The sequence below is a fragment of the Gluconacetobacter entanii genome (assembly GCF_013155425.1).
Lineage (GTDB): Bacteria > Pseudomonadota > Alphaproteobacteria > Acetobacterales > Acetobacteraceae > Novacetimonas > Novacetimonas entanii.
The window spans coordinates 15,102-32,373 of the sequence record NZ_JABJWD010000011.1; the positions used below are offsets into that span (position 1 = coordinate 15,102).

Genomic DNA, 17,272 nt, shown 5'->3' on the forward strand with positions numbered 1-17,272 from the left:
GGGCCTCCGGCAGGGGCAGTTCGGGGGTCTGGTCCCCGTCGGGCGGGATAGTCGTCATGCCGTCTCCACTCCTGTTTCCACTCCTTCGGCCTGCGGGTTGCGGCGCAGTTCGATCCGGCCGAATTCCTCGTCCTGACGCAATTCTATGACGCCGCTCTTGGCCATTTCCAGCGAGGCGAGCAGGGTGCCCGCCACCGCCGCACGCTGCTGCGCGCGGCGTTCATCCTCCCGCGCCGCATCCATCCGCCCCGCCTCATGCGCGCTGGGCAGGAACGCATCGAGGCTGCACCAGTCGGGCACCATGTCCGCACCCAGCAGGTCGCGCAGGCGGCGCAGCGCGTCCTGCACCGTCCAGAAATGGAACTGGCGCGGGCGATAGGCGCGTTTGCGCGCGTGCCGCCGCATGGCCGTCATGTAGCCACGCATCAGTTGCGCGACATCCACCGCAAGGCCGGAGCGGTCGATTTCCACCAGGTCCTCGGCCTCCCCGCGTTCGAACACGTCATGGCCAAGGCAGGGCCGCGCCGCAAGCCAGCGCGCCAGCAGCCCGATCCGTTCCAGTTCCACCAGACGCGCCTGCAGCGCACCCGCCGCCTCTTCGGCGTCGAGGGCGTCTTCCTCATGCGCGGGCAGCAGCAGGCGTGATTTCAGCCACGCCAGCCATGCCGCCATGACCAGCCAGTCCGCCGCAAGTTCCAGCCGCAGGCCGCGTACGGAATCGACGACGGCCAGGTACTGTTCCACAAGCTGGAGGATGGAAATGCGCGCAAGGTCCACCTTCTGCGCACGCGCCAGTTCCAAAAGCAGGTCCATCGGCCCGTCGAACCCGTCCAGATGCAGGATCGGGGCCATGACGGACGGGACGTGCGCCTGTGCGGTGTCCTCAGCGGACATGCGCACGTCCCCGGCCACCGGCATGAAAAACGGTCATGGCCCGGGGCTCAGAACCGGACCGGGTTACAGGCCAGTCCGTGCGCCTTGACCTGCTGGCAGAAGGCGGAAGCCTGCGCGGTGGAGGCAAATCCCTTCACCCGCAGACGGTAGAACACCGTTCCGTTATGTTCGGCACGCACGATCGCAGGCTGCCGGTCCCCGAACAGGGAGGCATACTGGCGTTGCAGGCGGCCCCAGCTTTTCTGGGCCGCGGCCTCGCTGTCGAGGGCGGCAAGCTGCACCCCGTACTGCCCGCCCGCCGCATGGGTGGCCGCGGCGGCATGATGGGCGGCCGGTGCCGGGGCGGACGCATGTTCGTCCTCATCCGGGGCGGATGCCTCCTCCTGCGTGGCCTCGGCCTGTGGTGCGGGGGCGGCCTGTGGCGGCGGGGCGGGTGCCGGTGACGGGCCTGCATCCGACTGGGCCGAGGCCAGGGGCTGGGCCTGTACGCCCGGTGCCGCAGGACCGGCCTGCGCGGGGGCCGCCCCGTCGCCCGCTGCCGGGGCCGGTGTCTCCGCCTGCCCGTACTGGCGGGCCATGTCGTCGGGTCGTGGCTGTTCCGGGCCGGGGGCCATGTGCGCGCCATCGCCACCATCGCCCGCGCCCGGACCATCGGCGCCAAGCACCTGCATCCCGCCCGGATCCGTCGGTTTGACACGCAGCGGCCCCGGCGGCGGCCCGATCACGGGAATACCGTTCTGGTGATGGCCAAACAGCGACCATCCGCCCACGAACACGATCAGGAGCCCCCCAAGGCCCGCAGCCCCGAGCAGCAGTTTGCGCGTCATGGGATCGTTGCCGCCCAGCAGCCCCGATCCCACGCGCGTCAGGGAGGACAGGATCCCGCGGCGCCCCCGGCCCGTGGGGCCATCGGCGTCAGTGGGCTCCATCGGGGTGCGTGGCCCGATATCGTCGTCCTCGTCATAATCGCGGCTCATACGCTCGCGCTGGCGGTTCAGCCGGTCTTCGGGCGGGGTCCGATCGGTGGGGTCTGCTGCGCTCATCGCATCTCCTTGACCGGCTCGACGCCAAGGACGCGCAGACCCGACCGGATCACGCTCGCCGTGGCTTCGACCAGTGCCAGTTTCGTACGCGTCAGTTCGGCGTCATCCTCATGCAGGAAACGCAGGGCGGCATCGTCACGCCCACGATTCCACAGCGCATGGAAATCCGCCGCCAGTTCCTGCAGGTAGAAGGCGATCCGATGCGGTTCATGCGCGATGGCGGCACTTTCGACCACGCGCGGCCACTGCGCCATACGGCCCAGCAGCGCGAGTTCCGCATCCGACGACAGCCCCGACAGATCAAGGGCGGACAGCGCCTCCACTGACAGGTCGCCCGCAAGCGTGCCCGCCTGCGCCAGTTCGGCCGCACCACGCAGCACGGAGCAGCAGCGCGCATGGGCGTACTGCACGTAGAAGACGGGATTGTCGCGGCTCTGTGCGACGACCTGGTCGAGGTCGAATTCCATCTGCGCATCGGCCTTGCGCGTCAGCATGGTAAAGCGCACGGCATCGCGCCCGACCTCGTCAATCAGGTCGCGCAGGGTGACGAACGTACCCGCGCGCTTGGACATGCGCACCGGCTGCCCGTCGCGCACGATGCGCACGATCTGGCACAAAAGCACGTCAAGCTCGGGCTTCCCGTCCTGTCCCAGCGCCGCAACCGCGGCCTTCATGCGCGTGACATAGCCGCCATGGTCCGCGCCCCACACGTCGATCAGCACATCCGCGCCGCGCGCGATCTTGTCCGCGTGGTAGCCGATATCGTTGGCGAAATAGGTGTTCGACCCGTCGGACTTGCGCAGCGGACGGTCCACGTCGTCGCCGAATTCGGTGGAGCGGAACAGCGTCTGCGGCCGGGCCTCCCAGTCCTCGGGCAGCTTGCCCTTGGGTGGCTCCAGCACGCCTTCGTAAATCAGGCCCTTGGCCGCCAGGCGGTCGATGGCGCGGTCGGTCTCCCCATCGGCAAGGATCTTCGCCTCGCTGGTGAAGACGTCGTGATGCACGCCAAGCGCCTCGAGGTCCTCACGGATCATGGTCATCATGCGGGCGACCGTTTCGGTCCGCACGGTCTTCATCCACACATCCACCGGCGCGGGACGGCCGCCTTCGGCCGCAAGCGACGTGCCGTGGCGCTGTGCCAGTTCCTCGCCCACCGGCACGAGGTAATCACCGCCATACTGGATCCCGCCGGGGACGAGGGCCGCGAATTCATCCTGCGTCAGGGGCGTGCCGATCGCCTGCAGGTACCGCCAGTACGCCGCCCATGCCAGTGCGGTGACCTGCGCGCCGGCATCGTTGATGTAATATTCCTTGGTCACGCCATACCCCGCCTTCGACAGCAGGTTCGCCAGCGCGTCGCCCACCACCGCGCCACGGCAGTGCCCGACATGCATCGGCCCCGTGGGATTGGCGGAGACATATTCGACATTGACCGTGGTGCCCGCGCCCACCTGGCTGTCGCCATAGGATTCGCCCGCGCGCAGCACCTGTGCCGCGACCTCCTGCAGGACCGACGGCGCAAGCTTCAGGTTCACGAATCCCGGCCCCGCCGCCTGCGCCGAGGCAATGCCGGGCACGGATTCGAGCACGCGGGCAAGGTCCGCCGCAATGTCGGCGGGCCTGCGCCGCGCGACCTTCGCCACCAGCAGCGCCGCATTCGTCGCAAGGTCCCCATGCGACGGATCGCGCGTGGGCGTGACCTCCACCCGCGCCACGATGGCGGGGGGCAGGTCGGGCACGACCTGGCCCAGTGCCTCGCGCACATGCGAAAGATAGCGGACGAACAGACTGTCAGACATGTGGTGCGGTTTCCCAAAATTGACACCCGGAGCCACAGGCCCGGAAAACAGAACGCGGCGGAGCGGCCACATCCCGGAATGGAACATGGCGGCATGATGCCATGCTGTTTCACCCCGGCGAGGACAGGTCCGTCAACCGCCGATATTCCTCCATCGCGAGGCGGTCGGTCATCCCGGCTATATAATCCGCCACGACGCGGTGCGCATCGGCCAACTTTTCGGCGCTCCGCGCGGCCAGCGCCTGTTCACGCCAGCCATCGGGCAGCAGCGTCATGTTTTCCGACAGGATGGTGAAGATCGATTCGACCGTCAGCCGCGCCTTGCGCGTCATGCGGTTCACCCGCCAGTGGCGATAGAGCCGTGCATACAGGAACTTGCGGATCTCCAGGTTAGCGGCGCGCATGGCGTCGCTGTATTCCACCACGGGCCACGGCGCATGGCGGATATCATCGGCGCAGGTGGGGGAGAGGCGTTCAAGGTTGCGCTGCGTCTGCGCCGTAAGGTCGGTGGCCAGCACGTTGATGACCCGGCGGATCGTCTCGTGCCGCAGGCGCGGGTCGTTCGCGCCGCACCGCTCGGCCCCGACCTCGCGCTGGACCTGCCGCGCCTGGGCCAGCGCCTCGCCCACCACGGGCAGGTCCTCGAGGTCGGGCAGGTGCAAAAGCCCCGCGCGCAGCCCATCGTCAAGGTCATGCGCGTGATAGGCGATATCGTCCGACTGCGCCGCGACCTGCGCCTCCGCCGAGGCGAAGTTGTCGAGTTCCAGCCCATGGCGGGCGGCATATTCGGCGACATAGGCCGTGGGATGGTCCACCGGCCCGTTATGCTTGGCCAGTCCCTCCAGCAGTTCCCATGTCAGGTTCAGCCCGTCGAAGGCGAAATAGTGCCGCTCCAGCGTCGTCACCAGCCGCAGGGACTGCGTGTTGTGGTCGAACCCGCCCCATGGCTGCATCGCCGCCGACAGCGCTTCCTCCCCCGCATGGCCAAAGGGCGTGTGGCCGACATCGTGCGCCAGCGCCAGCCCTTCGGTCAGGTCCTCGTCCAGGTTGAGCCTGCGGGCGATGGAGCGCGCGATCTGCGCCACCTCGAGCGAATGTGTCAGGCGGGTGCGGAAGAAATCGCCTTCGTGGTTGAGGAAGACCTGCGTCTTGTACTGCAGGGTGCGGAAGGCGGCCGAATGGACGATCCGGTCACGATCACGCTGCCATGGCGTGCGCGTGGGGGCTTCGGCCTCCTCATGGAGGCGGCCACGTGCGGTCGCGATCTGGACAGCATAGGGAGCGACACTCATATATACCTCTATCCCGCATGAAGGCCGGGCGCGATGGCCGCGCATCCGTCCTTTGTCCGATAACCCGCCCCGGGCGCGAAGGCCACCATGCTGCCGCGTCCGCCGGTTTCGTCACACGATGGTGATACCCGATGGACAAGACCGCCGACCACCCCACTTCCACCCGCTTCCGCGTCTCTGACGGTGCGGTCAGGCGCCTGCGCGAAATCATTGAGGAACAGGACGATCCCACCCCCACGCCGCCGGGCCTGCGGGTTTCCGTGCTGGCGGGCGGGTGCAACGGGTTCCAGTACAAATTCGCGCTGGAACGTGACCTTGCCCCCGATGACATCCTGATCCCGGCGGGGGAGACACATGTGATCGTCGATCCCGCCAGCCTCGACCTGCTCGATGGCGGGGAACTCGACTTCAAGGACAGCCTGATGGGCGCGCATTTCACCATCCACAACCCGCAGGCCACCTCCTCGTGCGGGTGTGGCACCAGTTTCTCGGTTGACTGACGCGCAATGAAATTCGCCACCTGGAACGTCAATTCCATCCGCCAGCGGCAGGATCATGTCCTGCAATGGCTGGAGCGTGAACAGCCCGACCTGCTGGGCCTGCAGGAACTCAAATGCACCGAGGAACAGTTCCCCGCCGACATGTTCCGCAAGGCCGGGTATGACAGCGTCGTCGTCGGGCAGAAAAGCTATAACGGTGTCGCCATCCTCTCACGCGTGCCGTTCACTGTGACGCACCGCACGCTGCCGGGATGGGAGTGTGACCCGCCGCAGGCGCGCTATGTCGAAATCCGGACCGGGGCGCTGACATTCGGCAACCTCTACCTGCCCAACGGCAATTCGGGTGGGGATGCGGGCTATGCCAACAAACTCGCCTTCATGGCGGCACTGGCGGAACATGCGCGCGTCCTGCTGCGCGCGGGCACGGATTTCGTGCTGGCGGGGGATTACAATGTCTGCCCCACGGACGAGGACCTTGCCCCCGGCGCACTTTCCCCCGACGATGCGCTGGTGCGCCCGGCATCGCGCGCGGCCTTTCGCACGCTGCTGTGGCTGGGGCTGACCGACGCCCTGCGCGCGCTGCATCCGGTGGGACGTTTCTATACCTTCTGGGATTACCAGGCCGGCGCATGGCAGCGTGACAGCGGGTTGCGCATCGACCACGCCCTGCTCTCCCCCCGCCTGGCCGAACGGCTGCTGAGTGCCACCCCCGACCGGGAGGAGCGGAACATGAAACAGCCCTCCGACCATGTGCCGCTGATCGTCACGCTGCGCGACGGGGCCGCCTGAACGGTTTTCGAGCGTGCGATGCCGTCGCCTGTATGAAACATCCGGGCTCTGCCCGGACCCGGCAGGGAGCGCGCTCCCTGCACCCTGATCCGTTTTATGAAGTCATGGTTTCCAAAGGGTAATACCCTTTGGTGGGGGTGCGGGGGCAAAGCCCCCGGTCATGCCCGTCAGTGGGGTTTCACCATGACCGAGCAATGGCGCGGTGCGGGCAGCGGGGTAAAGGTGCGTAGCGTGCCGCGCATGCGGAATTCCCCGAAATTCATGTCCAGCCGATCGGACACGCCATTTTCAAAATACCGCATGCCGATATCGAAATCCGGCGGCATGTCATGCGTCGCATGGTCGTAATAGGCCACATGCGTCCCGACCGACCCCAGATGCACCAGCGCGGGGATGTCCGTCTGTGTGGGTGGGGGTTTCCATCCCATCAGGACGATGAAGGTGTCGATCGCCCCCTTTTCGGTCGTGCCGTCGAACAGGGCGGGTTCGATCGTGGCCTGCCCCGCGCGACCGGCGGCGATGATCGCGCGCGTATGCGCCACGGGAAACAGCGTGCCCGCCGCCAGCGGGACGACGCTCACGCCGGGCTGGGTATAATGCACCTGCCCGCCGGTGGCGGCCATCGTCGCCTCCCCGCTGATCTTCTGCTCCGTCACGCCACTGCCGTACTGATGGGTGCGAAAGACCATGTGACCGCCGTCCTTGTCCTCCAGCACGGCGTAATCGGTGCGGATTTCCGTCTGCGCGCCACTGCGGGTAGCGGTCTGGAGGTTGAGTTCCTGCTGCGTGGACCATGCGGAACACGCATCGGACAGCACATAGGTCATGCTGCCACTGGCGGAGACGATCTGCCCGCCACTGACGGATTCCAGCGTCAGGTCATACACCGCGCGATGCGGCGCAAGCGGCGTCGGGGCCTCCGCCCGGGCCGCAGGCGTCCCCATGGCCAGCAGGGCGGCGCCCATGCACAGGCCCCGCCAGCGTGGCGCGTTCATGACGCAGGCACGGATGGCGGGGCGCATGGGGGCTCAGTCTTTCTTCGCGGTGGCGGCAGTCTTCACGACCGCGGGCTTCGGCTTGGGCAGGTCGAGCGCCAGCGACAGTTCCTTCAGGCGCGCGGCCTCCACCGGGGCGGGCGCGCCCATCATCAGGTCCTCGCCCTGCTGGTTGAGCGGGAAGAGGATGACCTCGCGGATGTTGGGTTCATCGGCCAGCAGCATGACGATACGGTCCACGCCCGGCGCGGACCCGCCATGCGGCGGCGCGCCATAGCGGAAGGCGTTGAGCATGCCGCCAAAGCGGGCCTCGACCTCGCTTTCGGGATAGCCCGCGATCTCGAACGCGCGGATCATCACGTCGGGACGGTGGTTGCGGATCGCGCCCGACGACAGTTCGATGCCGTTGCATACGATGTCGTACTGGTACGCCTTGATCGTCAGCGGGTCCTGCTTCTCCAGCGCTTCCATGCCCCCCTGCGGCATGGAGAACGGGTTGTGGGAGAAGTCGATCTGCCCCGTGTCCTCGTTACGCTCGAACATCGGGAAATCCGTGATCCAGCAGAAACGGAAGGAGTTTTCCTCGATCAGGTCAAGCTCGGTCGCAACGCGGGTGCGCACGAGGCCTGAGAACTTGGCGACATCATCGCCCTTGCCCGCCGCGAAGAAGACCGCATCGCCTGCCTTCAGGCCCGTCTTGTCACGGATGGCGGCAACGCGTTCGGGCTCCAGGTTCTTGGCGATCGGTCCCTTGCCGCCATCTTCGGCAAAGATGATGTAGCCAAGGCCACCGGCACCGGCTTCACGCGCCCAGGCATTGAGCTTGTCAAAGAACGCGCGCGGCTTGTCCCCTGCCCCCGGCGCGGGAATGGCGCGCACCTGCCCGCCATCGGCGACGATGCGTGCGAACAGGCCGAACCCGGAGTCCGCAAAGGACTCCGTGACGTCGGAAATCTTCAGCGGGTTGCGCAGGTCGGGCTTGTCACTGCCATAGACTTCCATGGCGGTGGCATAGGGAATGCGCTCGAACGGGGCCTTGCTGACGGTGCGGCCACCGCCGAATTCGCGGAACACCCCTTCCATCACAGGCTCCAGCGTCGCGAACACGTCTTCCTGCGTCGCGAACGCCATTTCGAAGTCAAGCTGGTAGAACTCGCCCGGCGAACGGTCGGCACGCGCGGCCTCGTCGCGGAAGCACGGCGCGATCTGGAAATAGCGGTCGAAGCCCGCGACCATCGCCAGCTGCTTGAACTGCTGCGGGGCCTGCGGCAGGGCATAGAACTTGCCCGGATGCATCCGCGCGGGCACGAGGAAGTCGCGCGCGCCCTCCGGCGAGGACGCCGTCAGGATCGGCGTCTGGAATTCGACGAAGCCAAGGTCCGTCATCCGCCGCCGCAGGCTTGCGATCACCTGCGCGCGCAGCATGATGTTGCGATGCACCTTCTCGCGCCGCAGGTCGATATAGCGGTAGGTCAGGCGCAGGTCCTCGGGGTAGTTCTCGTTCCCCGCGACCTGGAACGGCAGCACGTCGGCGGCGGACTGCACGTCGATCTGCTGCGCCCGGACCTCGATGTCGCCGGTCGGCAGGTTCGGGTTCTTCGTCGCGGCGTCACGCAGCACGACCTCGCCCGTCACGGTCAGGACGCTTTCGACGCGGATCTTTTCCGCCAGTTCCAGCACGGGGGAACCTGCCGGGATCACGATCTGGGTCAGGCCGAAATGGTCACGCAGATCAATGAACAGCAGGCCGCCGTGGTCCCGCTTGCTGTGTACCCATCCGGAAAGGCGGGCCGTCTGCCCGGCGTCGCTGGCCCGCAGGGCCGCACAGCTATGGGTACGATAGGGATGCATGATCTCGTCCTGTCCAACCTGTTTCAGGGTTCCGGGCGACCGTCACAGCCGTCCGTTCCCGCAGGCGCGACAAAGCCAATCTGGCCCCGCGCTGTCAAGTTCGGACACCCCTGTAACGCCGCACGGACGCTTTTTTTCATTTACACATATTCGGGGAACAGGTCGCACAACCCGTCCGCCGTGGCGCTGCAGCGGCCACGTTCGGTAATCAGTCCGGTCACAAGCCGCGCGGGCGTCACGTCGAACGCGGGATTGGCGGCATGGCTGCCCTTGGGCATCAGTTGCACGGTTTCCACCTGCCCCGCCCCCGTCAGGCCGGAGATATGCGTGACCTCCGCACTGGCGCGTTCCTCGATGGGGATTTCGCGCACGCCGTCGGAAATGCTCCAGTCGATGGTCGTGGACGGCAGCGCGACCCAGAACGGCACGCCATTGTCCGCCGCCGCCAGCGCCTTGAGGTAGGTGCCGATCTTGTTGGCGACATCGCCGGTGCGCGTCACGCGGTCGGTGCCGACGATCACGAGGTCCACCTTGCCATGCTGCATCAGGTGGCCGCCCGCATTGTCGGCGATGACCGTATGCGGCACGCCATGGCTGCCCAGTTCCCATGCCGTCAGCGACGCGCCCTGGTTGCGCGGGCGCGTTTCGTCCACCCATACATGCACGTCGATGCCCCGGTCATGCGCCATGTAGATGGGGGCCAGCGCCGTGCCCCAGTCCACGGTCGCGATCCATCCGGCGTTGCAATGGGTCAGGATGTTGATCGGCCCCGCCGCGTCGCCCCGCAGGGCGCGGATTTCCTCGATCAGTTCCAGTCCAAGGCGGCCGATGGCCTCGTTCTGGATCACGTCCTCGTCGCAGATGCGCCCTGCCTCGTCATAGGCGGCGGCGACACGGTCCGCAGGTGCAAGCAGGCGCAGGCGCGTCAGCATCCGCCCGATGGCCCAGCCAAGGTTGACCGCCGTGGGCCGTGTCGCCGCCAGCATCGCCGCGTCACGCTCCATCGCCGCGTCGGATGCATCCACCCGCAGCGCCAGCGCCAGTCCATAGGCCGCGACCGCACCGATCAGCGGCGCGCCACGCACCTGCATGGTGCGGATGGCATGGGCGACCTGATCGCAGTGTGTCAGGCGCAGGATATCCAGCGCCCACGGAAGCCGGGTCTGGTCAAATATCCGCACCGACCATCCGTCCTCGGGGTCAACCCAAACGCTGCGATACGAGACATCGTTGATTTTCATGCGTCGTTTGCCGTTGTCAAAATCAGGAACTTACCATTCTTCAGGGGCGTGCAAGGAAGCATCCACGCGACATGTATTCAAGTCCCGATCATACCAGCCGGCCATGATCGCACATGATCGCCACACCCGTGCCCGGATTACCATGATACCGCCCACCCGGCATCGTACAAATAATGAAGAAGTTTTTGCCGAAGCTTTTTTCAAAAAGCTTCAGGAGACACCGCCTTTTTGAAAAACGGCGGCAGCCGGGAACTTCTGTTCCATCAATATATCATCGCAAACCTGCGGGACAAAAAAATATCCCGCCATGCACGGCGGCATGACGGGATATCGCAACGACGGGCCGCAAAGGCCGCGTCAGTCCGCCTTGACGGCCACCTTCGACAGCAGCGTCGTCAGGCGCTGGGCAAAGCCGGTCGGGTCCTTCGGGCTTTCGCCATCCTGGATGCGGGCCATGTCCATCAGGATCAGGGCAAGGTCGGTGATCGACTCCCCGGCCTTCACGCGCTGCGCGAGTTCATGGATCAGCACATGGCGCGGATTGACCTGCAGGACCGGCGCGGTGTTGGGCACGTCCTGCCCGCTGCGCCGCATCAGGCGGATCATCTGCAGGTCGGGGCCGTTTTCGGCCGCACCCAGCACGACCGCGCTGTCCACCAGGCGATTCGTCGCCTTCACGTCGGACACCGCATCGCCCAGCGCTTCCTTCAGCGCGGGGAGGACGGATTCAAGGTCGCTCTTTTCCTCCGCCGTTTCTTCCGGCGCGCCGAACTTCTCAAGGTCGGCGTGGAACTGGCTGATGTTGCGCAGCGGCGTGTCCTTATAGACGCCAAGACGGTCGGGCCAGAAGGAATCCACCGCATCCGACAGCAGCAGCACCTCGATCCCGCGTGCGCGGAACCCCTCGAGCTGCGGCGAGGACGGCAGCATTTCCGTGCGATCCCCCGTCAGGTAGTAGATCGCCTCCTGCTCCGGCTTCTTGCGTTCCAGATACGCATCGAGCGTGGTCCAGCCTTCCTGCGTGCTGGAACGGAAGCGCGCGATGGTCGCAAGTTCGGTGCGGTGTTCGGCGTCGTCCCAGATGCCTTCCTTGAAGGTCGGGCCGAAATTGTCCCAGAACTTCTCGAAATCCGCCTCGTCCTTGGAACGGGTCTTGAGTTCGGAGATCACGCGGTTGGTCACGGCCTTGCGGATGCGCGCCAGCACCGGGGTCGCCTGCAGCATCTCACGCGAGACGTTGAGCGGCAGGTCCTCCGTATCGACGACGCCGGTCACGAAGCGCAGCCATGGCGGCAGCAGCCCGGCCTCGTCGGTGATGAACATGCGCCGCACATGCAGGCGGATCTGGCTTTCACGCACGGGTTCGCCGAATTCGAACGGCTTGCTGCCCGGGATGAACAGCAGGGCGGAGAATTCCAGCGTGCCTTCGGCATGCCAGTGCAGGGTCGCCCATGGCGTGTCGAAATTGTGGCTGACGTGACGGTAGAACTCGTTAAGCTGTTCCTCGTCAATCTCGCCACGGCCCTTGCGCCACAGCGCGGTGCCCTTGTTGGCGGTGCTTTCCTCACCATCCTTGACGATGCTGATGGGCCACGAGATATGGTCCGCCCACTTGCGCACGATCGTCTCAAGCTGGAACGAATCAAGGAAATCGTCGGCATCTTCCTTGATGTGCAGGATGATGTCCGTGCCCGCCTTTTCCCGCGTGGCGGGGGAAATGGTGTAGTTACCCTTGCCGGTGGAGGACCAGCACCAGGCTTCGTCGCTGCCGGCCCGGCGCGAGATCACGTCCACGCGGTCCGCCACCATGAACGCGGCATAGAAACCGACGCCGAACTGCCCGATCAGGCTCGGCTTTTCTTCCGGCTTGGCCTTCTGCAGTTCCTCTCCGAACGCACGGGTGCCCGAGCGCGCGATGGTGCCGAGGTTGCGCGCCAGTTCTTCCTTGCTCATGCCCGCGCCATCATCGCTGATGGTCAGCAGACGCGCATCCTTGTCGGGATTGATGCGGATCTTCGCGTCATCCGGCAGGGCGCGCGCACCATCGGTCAGGGCCTCGAACCGGCGCTTGTCGGTGGCGTCGGCGGCATTGGCGACGAGTTCGCGCAGGAAGATTTCCCGTTCGGAATAAAGCGCATGCACCACAAGGTCGAGAAGCCGCCCGACCTCGGCGCTGAATTCATGCTGTTCGCCGCCTGCTGCGGCGGGCGCGGCTGTCTGTTCTGTCATCTTCTTACCTGTTCTCCAGCTTCAGTAACGGCCGAAATATCTTGTGATTGGATATGGAAATGTTTGCGCCCGATTTCAATGGGCTATGTCCGCTCCATGACACAGTGTGTTACGTGCGTTCAGTCGCACCATGTCGGCAGGGCCGGATTGGCGGCGTAATCGAACATCGCGTCGATCTGCGCATGCAGCACGCGGCCAAGCGACAGGTCCTCGGGGATCGCATCGCGCGCGAACCAGCCGATTTCCGATGTCTCCGTGCTGGTCGTGGGCGTGCCACCAAGCAGTTCACATATGAAACACAGCGTGTAACAGGAAAACGGCCCCGGCGGATGCGCCTGCCGCGCGCGGTCCCATACCGCGGCCAGGCGCGTGACACGCACGATATAGCCGCTTTCCTCCCGCACTTCCTTGATGGTGTTTTCCACCGGGGACAGGTTCACGTCCGCCCATCCCCCCGGCAGGGTCCAGCGCCCGTGGTCCAGCACCTCGCGCACCAGCAGGATGCGCCCCTGCGCATCGAACACCGCGCCGCGCACCGTGGCCTTCGGCGTGGCGTAACCGCGCTGCCCTGCGAACAGGTCCGCGATCCGGGGCGCGGGTTCATCGCTGCCCATCGCCATCATCTTCGATGCGATGTCACGCACCGCCTCGTAACGCTCCCGGTCGAAGGGGCTGCCATCGGCATAGGCAAGGCCGCTCTGCGCGATGGCCTGGAGTTCACGGGCCAGGACCAGCCATTGCGGTTCATCCGTCATCATCACATCCTTCATCACGAGTGTCCTGCCCGCGTCCCTGCGGGGGACCAGCCTGGCGGGGCGAGTTCAAAGCGTTCGAACAGGAAGGCAGGTGCAACGATGCACGCCACCAGCGACCATGACCCCATGCTTTCGGCCGCCTGCCATGCGCCTGCGGGGACCACGGCCTGCAATACCTCCCCCGCATCAGGGCGCGGGCCAAGGGTGATGACCTGTTCGGCCTGCCCCCCGGCCGCGATGCGCAGGCGCAGCGGGCCGCCCGCCTGCCAGCACCAGATTTCCGCCGCATCGACACGGTGCCAGTGCGAGCGTTCCCCCTCGGCAAGGAGGAATTCGATCGTGCTGACGCTGCCACGCCCGCCATCGGCACGCGCCTCACGCCAGACCTCGCGATAGCTGCCGCCCTCCGGGTGCGGGGCCAGCGACAGGGCGGCACGGACCCGCGCCGCATCCAGTCCCGGGTCGCGCAGGTCCAGCGCCGTGCCGTGCGTGGGGGGAGTTTCGGTCATGGGGACACCTCCTCTGCCTGAATGGGAAAACGATGCGCAACCGTGCCCGAGCAGGCGGCGGGCGGCAAGGCAACGCACCCCCATCGTGCCCGGGGCGCGCCGTCATGGTGGATTGTGGGTGTCGGGGATGTTGCTCGGGGCCTCGCCCTGAAACCCGCCAAAGGGCATTGCCCCCTGGGATCCATGACTTTGCCGCATCTTCACGCTGGCGACGTGAATTCCAGTATCGCGCCGGTATAGGTTTCCACCACCTCGCTGAACGCCACGCCATCATGGCGCGACAGGACCGCACGGTTGCGCAGGATCTCGCCCGGGACCACGATCGCGCCCGATGATGCAGGCGGCAGCGCCTGTGCCTCCCACCCTGCGGGCAGCGGTGACCACAAAAGGGTCGAGTCCAGCGTGCGCCGGGTAAACCCCAGATCCGCGACGACATGGCCGAACGGCACGTCCGTCTGCTCCAGACGCGCATTCATCGCAGGCGTCAGGCGCGCAGGCACATACCAGTTATCGGCAAGCGAGAGGACATGCGACCCGCACGACAGGGCCACGCGGCGATGGCGCACGGGTTCATCCGCCCCCACGCCAAGGTCCGCGCGCACCTGCGCCGGGATGGCCATCCGTGTTTCGGGCAGGCGCCGCGCCAGCACCCGCGCGGGCGTGGCCATGGCGTGACGGGCGCACCAGTCCTCCAGCGTGACGGTCGCACTTGGCTGCGTCAGCAGGGCGACCTGCAACGTGCGGATTTCGGCCTGCATCCGCATCCGCGCCATGGGCGTATCGGGCCAGTCCGCGGCCATGGCCGTCCCTCCCCCTCCGAACAGCAATGCCGCGCCCAGCACGATGGCCGACAGGCGTGAACGGGGCGGGCCACCACGATGCCCGTCAGGTTTCCATGCGGTCCCCTGCCCCATGCGCGCGCCCCTCATGCTCAGGGCGCCATTTTCCGGCCGCCGAGGTGGATCGTGGCCTGCTGCGACTCATCCGTGGCGGACGATCCCAGCCAGACGCGGTATGTGCCTGACGGCATGCTCCAGCGGTCATGCTTCTCATCGAAATGCGCCAGCACGCGTGGCTCCAGCGTGACCGACAGTTCGCGGCTTTCGCCCGGTGCCAGCGTCACGTGCTGCCATCCCGCCAGACGCCGTCCCCCGCCATCGGGCAGGCGGACATAGACCTGCGGCACATCCACGCCCGGCCGCGTGCCGGTATTGCGCACCGTAAAGGTGGCGATGACATCATCCCCATGGTGCCGGACCCGCAGGCCATCATGGGCGAAGCTGGTATAGGTCAGGCCATAGCCGAACGGAAACAGCGGTTTTGCGTGCGTCCGGTCGAACCAGCGATAGCCGACCTCGCTGCCTTCGTCATAAACCAGTTCCTGATCGGTATGGAACTGCATCTCGAACACGTTGGTGGCCGTCACACCCGCGATGTCGGGATGGGCCAGTTGCGCGGGCGATGCGGGGAATGTCATCGGCAGGTGGCCGGCCGGGGCGACCTTGCCATACAGCAGGCGGGCGATCGCCGCGCCACCGCCCGAACCGGGATACCATGCCTCCATCACCGCGCCGACACTGTCCAGCCACGGCATCATGACGGGGTTGCCCGTTTCCATCACCACCACCGTGCGCGGATTGGCGCGCGCGACCGCAGCCACCAGCGCATCCTGATTGCCGTCCAGCGTCATGGCGTTGCTGGTGTCCATGCCTTCATAGGAAAACTGCGTCACGAACACGACCGCCACATCCGCCCTGCGCGCCGCATCCACTGCACGGGCGATGTCCGTGCCGGAGGTATAGGTCAGGCGCGCGGACGGGGCTTCGGCCTGCATCATGCGATAGGGCGCGGAGGGGAAATAGACGGGATCGCCCGGCCATTCCTTCTTGCCCGGTCCCTTGACCACGCCGATCGCGGGCGCACCGATCGGATCGACCTGGCTGGACCCCCCGCCAGAGATCACGCCCACATCGGCATGCCCGCCAATCACGGCCACCCGCGCGGTGGGCGACAGCGGCAGCAAGTTTCCACTGTTCTTCAGCAGGACCGCGCCTTCTTCCTCGTCCCTCTGGGCGGCGAGCGTATCGGTCACGACGTCAAGTGGCTGCATGACCGGCGGATGGTCCACCAGCCCCACGTCATACATGCTGCGGATGATGCGCTGCGCCATGTCGTCCACACGGCTGGCGGGAACGCGGCCCTCCTTGACGTCACGCGCCAGGATCTCGCGGAAATAGGGACGCGCGTCGGCATCGTCACCCGACGATTCCTGGTCCAGTCCCGCCAGTGCGGAGCGCGCGGAGGAATGGGTCGCCCCCCAGTCGGACATGACGAAGCCGGGATATTTCCAGTCCTGCTTGAGCACCTTCGTCAGCAGGTACGGGTTTTCGCAGGCATAGACATCGTTGACGCGATTGTACGAACACATGACCGAACCGGGATGCCCGACCTCCAGCGCGATCTCGAAGCCGAGCAGGTCGCTTTCACGCATCGCCGCATTGTCGATGTCCGCGCTCATGGTCATGCGCGAGGTCTCGAGGTCGTTCATCGCGAAATGCTTCAGCGTGGAAATCACATGCTGCGACTGGATGCCCGCGATGGTCGCCCCGACCACACGCCCCGTCAGCAACGGGTCCTCGCCCGCATATTCGAAATTACGCCCCCCGCGCGGGTCGCGCGTCAGGTCCGCGCCACCGCCCAGCAGGACATTGAGCCCCTGCCGCCAGGCCTCGCTGCCGATCATCGCCCCCCCCTGCCGGGCCATGTCCGGATCCCACGTGCTCGCGGTGGCAAGGCCGGAGGGCAGCCCGACCGCCTGCCCGTGCGGACGTATGTGCGAGGGATTGCGCAGGCCGAGGCCGGCGTCACCGATCTGCAGCGGCGGCAGGCCCGCCGGGGTCTTCAGGTAGGCGGCCGAGCCCAGCCCACCGGGCGGGATCGGGGCATTGCCCATCGTGCCGCCCCCATCAATGGTGAAAACCATCGACAGCTTGTCCTGCAGCGTCATGCGGGACAGCAGGTCGCGCGCACGGGTATCGGCCGTGGCCGGGGCGTCATGCCCGTGCCGCGCCTGCGCGCCGGGAGACAGCGCCACCAGACCGCCAAGCGCCACCGCGGACAGCAACACCAGTTTACGAGACATCGTCATGTGCCGATCATCCTCCCCATACCTATTGCAGAACCCGAAGACGCTGACACCAGACGCTGGCACGCCGCCCCCATTTGATCCCGAAGATGAACACCCCCCCGCCAAAAGTGCATGACCTATCGCAATGTCGGTCAGGAAAAATCAACGAATGGGACGTTATCATCAGGGACAGCCGATACAGACCTGCCCCATGGCGCAATCCCCGCAGACAGCAAAAAGCCCGGCCAT

14 protein-coding genes are annotated in these 17,272 nt (G+C 66.3%); 2 read left to right on the forward strand and 12 right to left on the reverse strand.

What is annotated here, in order from left to right:
- Positions 1-54: 54 nt before the first annotated feature.
- The 4 genes from HNH97_RS02995 to HNH97_RS03010 form a co-directional block, all read right to left on the reverse strand.
- Complete coding sequence (locus tag HNH97_RS02995) at positions 55-894, reverse strand: segregation and condensation protein A (protein ID WP_171789814.1); 840 nt, start codon at positions 892-894, stop codon at positions 55-57.
- A 47-nt stretch (positions 895-941) separates the two neighbouring features.
- The gene (locus HNH97_RS03000) at positions 942-1,937 is read right to left on the reverse strand and encodes an SPOR domain-containing protein (protein WP_171789815.1); all 996 of its coding nucleotides are present in this window, start codon (positions 1,935-1,937) and stop codon (positions 942-944) included.
- Positions 1,934-3,736, reverse strand: a complete 1,803-nt coding sequence (argS, locus tag HNH97_RS03005; RefSeq protein WP_171789816.1) for an arginine--tRNA ligase — start codon at positions 3,734-3,736, stop codon at positions 1,934-1,936. The genes HNH97_RS03000 and argS overlap by 4 nt, the downstream gene beginning before the upstream one ends.
- Positions 3,737-3,845: 109 nt before the next feature.
- Positions 3,846-5,027: a deoxyguanosinetriphosphate triphosphohydrolase gene (locus HNH97_RS03010; RefSeq protein ID WP_171789817.1), complete on the reverse strand. Its 1,182-nt coding sequence runs from the start codon at positions 5,025-5,027 to the stop codon at positions 3,846-3,848.
- A gap of 131 nt (positions 5,028-5,158) precedes the next feature.
- On the opposite strand from HNH97_RS03010, the gene HNH97_RS03015 reads away from it, so the two are divergent.
- Positions 5,159-5,527: a HesB/IscA family protein gene (locus HNH97_RS03015; RefSeq protein ID WP_110912360.1), complete on the forward strand. Its 369-nt coding sequence runs from the start codon at positions 5,159-5,161 to the stop codon at positions 5,525-5,527.
- 6 nt (positions 5,528-5,533) lie between these two features.
- Complete coding sequence (locus tag HNH97_RS03020; protein WP_171789818.1) at positions 5,534-6,316, forward strand: exodeoxyribonuclease III; 783 nt, start codon at positions 5,534-5,536, stop codon at positions 6,314-6,316.
- Positions 6,317-6,483: 167 nt separating this feature from the next.
- Here the strand turns inward: HNH97_RS03020 and HNH97_RS03025 are convergent, their stop codons facing one another.
- From HNH97_RS03025 to HNH97_RS03060, 8 genes are all read right to left on the reverse strand, one after another.
- Positions 6,484-7,338 (reverse strand): cell envelope integrity EipB family protein, encoded by an 855-nt coding sequence (locus HNH97_RS03025; RefSeq protein WP_171789819.1) that lies wholly within the window; start codon positions 7,336-7,338, stop codon positions 6,484-6,486.
- Positions 7,339-7,344: 6 nt separating this feature from the next.
- Positions 7,345-9,162 (reverse strand): aspartate--tRNA ligase, encoded by a 1,818-nt coding sequence (aspS, locus tag HNH97_RS03030; protein WP_171789820.1) that lies wholly within the window; start codon positions 9,160-9,162, stop codon positions 7,345-7,347.
- A 140-nt stretch (positions 9,163-9,302) separates the two neighbouring features.
- Entirely contained in the window at positions 9,303-10,403 is a 1,101-nt protein-coding gene (gene mtnA, locus HNH97_RS03035) for an S-methyl-5-thioribose-1-phosphate isomerase (protein ID WP_171789821.1), read from the reverse strand.
- A 357-nt stretch (positions 10,404-10,760) separates the two neighbouring features.
- Positions 10,761-12,632: a molecular chaperone HtpG gene (htpG, locus tag HNH97_RS03040; RefSeq protein WP_171789822.1), complete on the reverse strand. Its 1,872-nt coding sequence runs from the start codon at positions 12,630-12,632 to the stop codon at positions 10,761-10,763.
- Between the two features lie 119 nt (positions 12,633-12,751).
- A complete protein-coding gene (locus HNH97_RS03045; protein WP_227744568.1) occupies positions 12,752-13,402 on the reverse strand; it encodes an NUDIX hydrolase in 651 nt (216 codons plus the stop codon).
- Entirely contained in the window at positions 13,402-13,896 is a 495-nt protein-coding gene (locus HNH97_RS03050) for a cupin domain-containing protein (protein ID WP_171789823.1), read from the reverse strand. Before HNH97_RS03050 ends, HNH97_RS03045 begins: the two co-directional genes overlap by 1 nt.
- A gap of 200 nt (positions 13,897-14,096) precedes the next feature.
- Positions 14,097-14,825 carry a hypothetical protein gene (locus tag HNH97_RS03055; RefSeq protein WP_244949264.1) on the reverse strand — a complete coding sequence of 243 codons (729 nt, stop codon included), beginning with the start codon at positions 14,823-14,825 and terminating at the stop codon, positions 14,097-14,099.
- A 2-nt stretch (positions 14,826-14,827) separates the two neighbouring features.
- Positions 14,828-17,044, reverse strand: a complete 2,217-nt coding sequence (locus HNH97_RS03060) for a beta-glucosidase family protein (RefSeq protein WP_171789824.1) — start codon at positions 17,042-17,044, stop codon at positions 14,828-14,830.
- Positions 17,045-17,272 lie beyond the last annotated feature (228 nt).

Coding starts and splice junctions, on each gene's coding strand:
- HNH97_RS02995 (WP_171789814.1), bottom strand. CDS start 894: ATGTCCGCTGAGGACACCGCACAGGCGCACGTCCCGTCCGTCATGGCC.
- HNH97_RS03000 (WP_171789815.1), bottom strand. CDS start 1,937: ATGAGCGCAGCAGACCCCACCGATCGGACCCCGCCCGAAGACCGGCTG.
- argS (WP_171789816.1), bottom strand. CDS start 3,736: ATGTCTGACAGTCTGTTCGTCCGCTATCTTTCGCATGTGCGCGAGGCA.
- HNH97_RS03010 (WP_171789817.1), bottom strand. CDS start 5,027: ATGAGTGTCGCTCCCTATGCTGTCCAGATCGCGACCGCACGTGGCCGC.
- HNH97_RS03015 (WP_110912360.1), top strand. CDS start 5,159: ATGGACAAGACCGCCGACCACCCCACTTCCACCCGCTTCCGCGTCTCT.
- HNH97_RS03020 (WP_171789818.1), top strand. CDS start 5,534: ATGAAATTCGCCACCTGGAACGTCAATTCCATCCGCCAGCGGCAGGAT.
- HNH97_RS03025 (WP_171789819.1), bottom strand. CDS start 7,338: ATGCGCCCCGCCATCCGTGCCTGCGTCATGAACGCGCCACGCTGGCGG.
- aspS (WP_171789820.1), bottom strand. CDS start 9,162: ATGCATCCCTATCGTACCCATAGCTGTGCGGCCCTGCGGGCCAGCGAC.
- mtnA (WP_171789821.1), bottom strand. CDS start 10,403: ATGAAAATCAACGATGTCTCGTATCGCAGCGTTTGGGTTGACCCCGAG.
- htpG (WP_171789822.1), bottom strand. CDS start 12,632: ATGACAGAACAGACAGCCGCGCCCGCCGCAGCAGGCGGCGAACAGCAT.
- HNH97_RS03045 (WP_227744568.1), bottom strand. CDS start 13,402: ATGAAGGATGTGATGATGACGGATGAACCGCAATGGCTGGTCCTGGCC.
- HNH97_RS03050 (WP_171789823.1), bottom strand. CDS start 13,896: ATGACCGAAACTCCCCCCACGCACGGCACGGCGCTGGACCTGCGCGAC.
- HNH97_RS03055 (WP_244949264.1), bottom strand. CDS start 14,825: ATGAGGGGCGCGCGCATGGGGCAGGGGACCGCATGGAAACCTGACGGG.
- HNH97_RS03060 (WP_171789824.1), bottom strand. CDS start 17,044: ATGACGATGTCTCGTAAACTGGTGTTGCTGTCCGCGGTGGCGCTTGGC.